The organism is Nocardia tenerifensis NBRC 101015 (assembly GCF_000308715.1).
GTDB lineage: Bacteria > Actinomycetota > Actinomycetes > Mycobacteriales > Mycobacteriaceae > Nocardia > Nocardia tenerifensis.
In genome coordinates this window covers 1-6,436 of record NZ_BAGH01000079.1, presented here as the reverse complement: position 1 = coordinate 6,436, position 6,436 = coordinate 1, and the positions used below count along the sequence as shown (strand labels likewise).

Genomic DNA, 6,436 nt, shown 5'->3' with positions numbered 1-6,436 from the left:
CCGGGTTCGTGACATCGTTCGCGCCGATGACGAGAGCGACATCGGTGCGCGAGAACTCGCCGTTGATGTCGTCCATCTCCTTGAGCGCGTCGTAGGAGACCTCGGCCTCGGCCAGCAGCACGTTCATGTGGCCGGGCATGCGACCCGCGACCGGGTGGATGGCGTACTTGACCTCGACGCCCTTGGCCTCGAGCAGCGCCGCCATCTCCTTGACCGCGTGCTGGGCCTGGGCGACGGCCATGCCGTAGCCCGGAACCACGATCACCTGGTTGGCGTAGGCCATCTGGATCGCGGCGTCGGCCGCCGAGGTGGCCTTGGCCTGCTTGGCCTCGCCGTCCCCGCCCGCGCCGGGAGCCGTTCCGCCGCCGCCGAATCCGCCCGCGACGATGGCCGGGATGGACCGGTTCATCGCCTTGGCCATCAGGTTGGTCAGGATGGTGCCGGACGCGCCGACGATCATGCCCGCCACGATCATCGCGGTGTTGTTCAGCGCCAAACCGGCTGCGGCGGCGGACAATCCGGTCAGCGCGTTGAGCAGCGAGATGACCACGGGCATGTCCGCGCCGCCGATCGGCAGCACCACCGCGAGGCCGAGCACGCCGGCGAGCACGAGCACCGCGATCATCCACAGCTGCGACACACCGTCGTTCGTGGCGCCGACGCCGATCACGACCGCCGCGGCGATCGCGCCGAGAAGCAGCAGCAGATTCAGCGGCTGCTGCAGTTTGCCGAGCCCGATCGGCCGGCCGGGCAGGATCTCCTGCAGCTTGCCGAACGCGATCAGCGAGCCCCAGAACGAGACCGAGCCGATGATCGCCGCGAACAGCGAACCGACGACGATGTGCACCGTCGGCTCCTCGTCGAAGCGCGAAAAGCCTTGGCTGTTGATGAATTCCGACCACGCGATGAGCGCGACCGTGCCGCCGCCGACGCCGTTGAACGCGGCGACCAGCTGGGGCATAGCGGTCATCTTGGTGAACTTGGCCGGCGGCACGCCGAGGGCGATACCGACGACGAGGCCGGCGATGATCAGGATCCAATTGCTGGTGTGCCGCACCGAGATCAGGGTCGCGACGACGGCGATGAACATGCCGACGGCGGCGATCAGGTTGCCGCGCACCGCGGTCTTCGGACCGGTGAGGCCCATCAGACCGTAGATGAACATGGCGAAGGCCACGATGTAGAGGCCGTTGACCAGGTAGGTCACATTGTCGAAGGTATGCATCACTTCTCCGCCTTCGCCGGGGTGGCCTTCTTACCCTTGAACATGCCGAGCATCCGGTCGGTCACCACGAAACCACCGATGACATTGAGGGTTCCGAACACGACCGCGACGAACAAAATGATCTGGGTCAGGATCGACGGGTCCTGCACATTGCCGAGGGTGACCAGCGCGCCGAGCACGACGATGCCGTGAATCGCGTTGGTACCGGACATGAGTGGGGTGTGCAGGGTGTTGGGCACCTTGGAGATGACGGCGAAGCCGACGAACCCGGACAGCACCAGGATCGCAATATTCGCCAGCAGTTCGGTGTACATCAGGCTTCTCCCTCACGGGTCACGCAGGAGTCGGCGAGCACCTGGTCGCTGAAGTCGGGCGCGAGCTTCCCGTCGACCAGCATCAGTTCCAGCAGCGCCGAAATGTTCTTGGAGTACAGCTCGCTGGCGTGCTCGGGCATGGTCGCGGGCAGGTTCAACGGCGAGGCGATGGTCACCTCGTGCTTGACCACGATCTCGCCCGGCTCGGTGAGCTCGCAGTTGCCGCCGGTCTCCCCGGCCAGGTCGACGATGACGCTGCCCGGCTTCATGCCCTCGACCGCGGCGGCGGTCACCAGGCGCGGCGCGGGGCGCCCGGGCACCAGCGCGGTGGTGATCACCACGTCGAAGCCCTTGATCGCGTCCTCCAAAGCCTGTTGCTGCTTTGCCTTTTCGTCGTCGGTGAGCTCGCGGGCGTAGCCGCCCTCGCCGGCCGCGTCGATGCCGAGGTCGAGCCACTGCGCGCCGACCGAGCGCACCTGATCGGCGACCTCGGGCCGCACGTCGTAGCCGGTCGTGCGGCCGCCGAGGCGCTTGGCGGTGGCCAGCGCCTGCAGCCCGGCCACGCCGACGCCCAGCACCAGCACGGTCGCGGGCTTCACGGTGCCCGCCGCGGTGGTGAGCATGGGGAAGAAGCGGGTCGACTCCGAGGCGGCCAGCAGCACGGCCTTGTATCCGGCGACGTTGGCCTGCGAGGACAGCGCGTCCATCACCTGCGCGCGCGAGATCCGCGGGATCGCCTCCACCGCGAACGCTTGCACGCCAGCGGATTTCAGCTTGCCGATCTGGTTCTCCGCGTTACGCGGGGCCAGGAAGCCGATCAGGGTCTGTCCGGCGGACAGCTTGGCCACCTCGGCGTCGCTGGGCGGGGCGACCTTCACGACCACCTCGGCCGACCACGGATCGCCGATCGTCGCGCCCGCCGCCTCGTAGTCGCTGTCGGGAATGAGTGCGCCGAGCCCGGCCCCGGACTCGATCACCACCTGCACGCCCTGCTTCAGCAGGGACGGAATGATCTTCGGCACCAATGCGACACGTCGTTCGCCCGCGTTGGACTCGCGAACGACTCCGACACGCGCGCCGCGTGGCGATTCGTCGCCTACGCTCTGCGTTGTCTCCACTATGTCAATTCCTTCTCGTGCTGAGCTTCAGGCATCAGATGGGACGACCGGACGATGTTACTTAAGAGTAAGGTCGCCCAAATCCTCGCAACTGTACCTGCCGCTTTGTGCGGATCGCTGAGACGCCCGTCACAAGATCATGCCTGATTCCGCCGCTATGCCGGATTCCCCAGAACATCGTTGATCACCTCCGCGGCCGGCCGTTCGGATGAGCGCCGATATTGATGCTTGTCGCTCGCGGTGGCCGCGACAAGAGCGAACCCGCGGGTCCATTACTTACCCGTAGGTTCGGCAGCAGGTCAGGACGCGGCGGCGAACGCGGACAGTGACCTGGGTCATACGCGTTTCGCGTGCGGGGGTGTTCCGCACCGCTCGTACGCCGTAAGGTCCAGCGTTGTGAACGACTGCGTCTTCTGCCGCATCGTGGCAGGCGAGGCCTCGGCGGCGAAGGTGTACGAGGACGACGTCCTCTGCGCCTTCCTCGATATCCGGCCCATCGCCCGCGGCCACATGCTGGTGGTGCCGAAACAGCACGCCGCCGAGCTCGCGGAGCTCGAACCCGAACTCGGTGCGCAGGTGTTCCGTGCCGGGCATCGCCTCGCGCTGGCCGTCCGGCGCGGCGGCCTCGCCGCCGACGGCGCCAACCTGCTGCTCAACGACGGCGCCGCGGCCTTTCAAACCGTCGCCCACGTGCACCTGCACGTGATCCCGCGCCGGCACGGCGACAAGTTCCGGTTCGCCGCCGGGTTCGTACTGCGCCGCCCGCACGACGCGCAATCCACCGCCGCGGCCGTGCGGGCCGGGCTCGCGGCGCTGGAACGCGACGAGAAGGCGGCCCACAATAGAGGCTCGGGCAGGCGAGGCCCGGACGAAGGAGCGCAGGAATGACCGACCCGACCCTGGACCGGACCGAGCTGACGACCCTGCTGTCCGAGCAGTGGGACGCGATCGCCGCGCTGGTCGCCGACATCGACGAAACCCAGTGGCGCGCACCGACATCACTGCCCGGCTGGACCGTGTTCGACGTGGTCGCGCACGTAGCCGGCACCGAGTCGTGGCTGCTGGGCGAGCGCCCGCCGCCGCACGATCCGACGATCGCGAAGACCGACGTGCGCACGCTGCCGCACGTGCGCAACGAGACCGCGGTGCTCAACGAGATCTGGGTCGACCGGCTGCGGCCGATGTCGGGAGCCCGGCTGCTCGCGGAATTCGGCGAGACCATCGAGCGCAGGCGAAAAGCGCTGGCCGCCATGGGCGAACAGGAGTGGGCGGCGCTGACGCAGTCGCCGATCGGGCAGGTGAGCTACGGCCGGTTCATGCGGGTGCGGCTGTTCGACTGCTGGATGCACGAGCTCGACCTCGCCGACGCGCTCGGTGTCCGGGTGGAGGAGGGCGGCAGGCGCGGCGAGCTGGCGTTCGCCGAGTTCCTCGGCAGCATTCCGCGCGTGGTGGTGAAAAAGGGTGGCGCGCCGGACGGTTCGCGAATCACGTTCGCGCTGACCGGATCACTCGCCCGGACACTGCACATCGAGGTGGCGGGCCGGGCCGGCTACGTGGACTCGTTCGACGAGCCCGCTACCGTCGAGATCCATTTACCCTCCGCGCTTTTCGTTCGGCTCGGCGGCGGACGCACCAGCGCGGACGAGCATCTGGACGAGATCGCCATCAGCGGGGACGAGGAACTGGGGCAGCGGCTGGTGCACAACCTGGCGTTCACCATCTGATGCGACTGTTCCTGTCCAGCTACCGATTCGGGGCGCACTACGATCGGCTCGCCGCACTGGTCGGCGAGCCGGGCCGAGTCGCGTTGATCCCCAACGCCTGTGACGCCTGGCCCGACGCCTGGGCGGGCGCCGTGACCAGCGACGCCGTGCCGCTGCGCAAGCTCGGCTACGCGCCGGAGACGGTGGACCTGCGCGAATTCGTCGGCGCCCCGGCGGAGTTGGAGCGCACGCTGGCCGGTTTTCCGATGGTCTGGGTGCGCGGCGGCAACACCTTCGTGCTGCGCGCCCAATTCGCCCGCAGCGGCGCCGATCTCGTGCTGCCCGCGTTGCTCGCCAAGGACGCACTGGTGTACGCGGGGTACAGCGCGGGCGCCTGCCTGCTGACCCCGGATCTGCACGGCCTGGAGACCGTGGACGACCCCGCCGAGGTCGCACCGGTGTGCGGCATCGAACCACGCTGGGACGGACTGGGATTGGTCGATCGCCCCATCGTGCCGCACATCGACTCCCCCACCGACCCGACCGGCGACTGCGGCGCGCTCGCCGAGTCCTACCGCGCGCGGGGCGTCGCGCACTGGGCCCTCACCGACGACGACGCCATCGTCGTCGACGGTGACCGGACCGAGGTGCTGATCAGTCGATCGGGGTCATGAACGACCACAGCCGCTGCTCGAGGTCGCGCGCGCTGTAGTCGCGGTAGCCGTAGAACTGATCGGTCGGCTCGTACAGGATCTCCGCGCCCGCCGCCCGCGCGTGCCGGAAGTGCGCGTCCACGTCCTCGACGACGATGGACATGCCCTCGGTGCAGGCGCCGACGGTGAGCGGCGACTGCAGCCCGAACTGCTCGGAGACGGCGTGCAGCCAGATCACGCCGTCGCCCGCGGTGACCTCGGCGTGGTGAGCGGTGCCGTCGTCGCCTCGGGAGATCCGGCCCGGCTCCATGCCGAAGACGGTCGTCAGGTACTCGTGGGCGGCGGCGATATCGCGGTAGACGAGCGTCGGGATACGACGTTGAATCTTGGTGTCGAGCATGGCCATGTCCTCCAAAGTGTCCAGCAGCTCTCGTGTTTCGAGGCTGCGATGGTCGGTGACCGTGGCGGCCATCATGGTCAGCCGCCTGCGCAGCCGGTGCCCGACGGCGAGCCCGCGGTCCAGCTCGGCGATGTGCCGCGCCATCACGCCCGGCAGGTCCCAGGCCGGGTCGTCGAGCGCCGCCGCCACCTCGTCGAGGCGCAGGCCGAGATTGCGCAGCAGCCCGATCCGATACAACCGCTGCACGTCGTCGTTCGAGTACAGCCGGTGCCCCGCGCCGCTTCGACCGGACGGCGAGAGCAGGCCGATCTCGTCGTAGTAGTGCAGGGTGCGCACCGTCAGGCCGGTCACCGAGGCCAGCTCGCCGACCTTGAGGTATCCATTGGTGTTCGCCACGTATACGACGCTAGGACCTCACGCCGCGTGAGGTGCAAGCTCGGACTTCGGCTCGCGACGGAACACGATCCAGCGCATCGCGCTGTACATGTAGACCGCCTCGCACGCGCCGGCCAGCAGCCTGGCCAGGTGGTACTGGAGACCGAGCGCGGTGAGACCGCTGCCGACGCCGAGGATGAACGCGGCGTAGTTGATCGCGACGACCACGCCGTAGACGGCGGCCTGCCGGCCGACCGGCGCGTGCGAATGAAAGTTGAACGTGCGGTTGAGCACGAAGCTGAGCCCGAACGCACACACGTAGGCGACGGTGACCGAGAGCCACACCGGCAGGCCCCACCAGCCGTGGAACACGGTCAGCAGCAGCAGGTCGACGCCGAAGGTGAAGCTGTTGATCAGCGCGAAGCCGAGGAAGGTCGCGGGGACGAGCCTGTTCAACCCCAGCGGCAATCGCGCGACCACGGCCGCGCACCATCGGGTGAACCGATCCGCGACGGTCTCGGTGATTCTCGCCGGCTCGTGCACGCGGCCAGCCTGCCAGCGGGAGATGACCACCAGATGATCAGTCGGCGAACGAGCATTCGGCACCCTGCGGCACCACGCCGCCCCCGCGTACTAGCGTGGGTTCGT

Annotated in this window: 8 protein-coding genes; 3 read left to right on the top strand and 5 right to left on the bottom strand. The window is 68.5% G+C overall.

All coding sequences use genetic code 11. From position 1 onward, the window contains the following. The 3 genes from ON39_RS06455 to ON39_RS06445 all read right to left on the bottom strand — a co-directional run. Positions 1-1,207: NAD(P)(+) transhydrogenase (Re/Si-specific) subunit beta (locus ON39_RS06455; protein ID WP_040732247.1), on the bottom strand; the 1,207-nt coding region annotated here is incomplete at its 3' end. A 17-nt stretch (positions 1,208-1,224) separates the two neighbouring features. Continuing rightward, entirely contained in the window at positions 1,225-1,539 is a 315-nt protein-coding gene (locus tag ON39_RS06450; protein WP_040732243.1) for an NAD(P) transhydrogenase subunit alpha part 2, read from the bottom strand. Further along, the gene (locus ON39_RS06445; RefSeq protein WP_040732241.1) at positions 1,539-2,657 is read right to left on the bottom strand and encodes a Re/Si-specific NAD(P)(+) transhydrogenase subunit alpha; all 1,119 of its coding nucleotides are present in this window, start codon (positions 2,655-2,657) and stop codon (positions 1,539-1,541) included. The genes ON39_RS06450 and ON39_RS06445 overlap by 1 nt, the downstream gene beginning before the upstream one ends. Before the next feature lie 396 nt (positions 2,658-3,053). Between ON39_RS06445 and ON39_RS06440 the strand changes: the two genes are divergently transcribed. Genes ON39_RS06440 through ON39_RS06430 form a run of 3 tightly spaced genes read left to right on the top strand, consistent with a single transcriptional unit; the run spans position 3,054 to position 5,034 of the window. Beyond that, positions 3,054-3,545, top strand: coding sequence for an HIT family protein (locus ON39_RS06440; RefSeq protein WP_040732238.1), 492 nt, complete (start codon positions 3,054-3,056; stop codon positions 3,543-3,545). Further along, a complete protein-coding gene (locus ON39_RS06435; protein WP_051186354.1) occupies positions 3,542-4,381 on the top strand; it encodes a maleylpyruvate isomerase family mycothiol-dependent enzyme in 840 nt (279 codons plus the stop codon). Before ON39_RS06440 ends, ON39_RS06435 begins: the two co-directional genes overlap by 4 nt. After that, positions 4,381-5,034, top strand: coding sequence for a Type 1 glutamine amidotransferase-like domain-containing protein (locus tag ON39_RS06430; protein ID WP_040732236.1), 654 nt, complete (start codon positions 4,381-4,383; stop codon positions 5,032-5,034). Before ON39_RS06435 ends, ON39_RS06430 begins: the two co-directional genes overlap by 1 nt. Here ON39_RS06430 and ON39_RS06425 read toward each other — a convergent pair. Together ON39_RS06425 and ON39_RS06420 are read right to left on the bottom strand one after the other, a co-directional pair. Next, complete coding sequence (locus ON39_RS06425) at positions 5,015-5,809, bottom strand: MerR family transcriptional regulator (protein ID WP_040732234.1); 795 nt, start codon at positions 5,807-5,809, stop codon at positions 5,015-5,017. The two genes, ON39_RS06430 and ON39_RS06425, sit on opposite strands and share 20 nt — an antisense overlap. A gap of 18 nt (positions 5,810-5,827) precedes the next feature. Beyond that, positions 5,828-6,331, bottom strand: a complete 504-nt coding sequence (locus ON39_RS06420; protein WP_174412503.1) for a GtrA family protein — start codon at positions 6,329-6,331, stop codon at positions 5,828-5,830. Positions 6,332-6,436 lie beyond the last annotated feature (105 nt).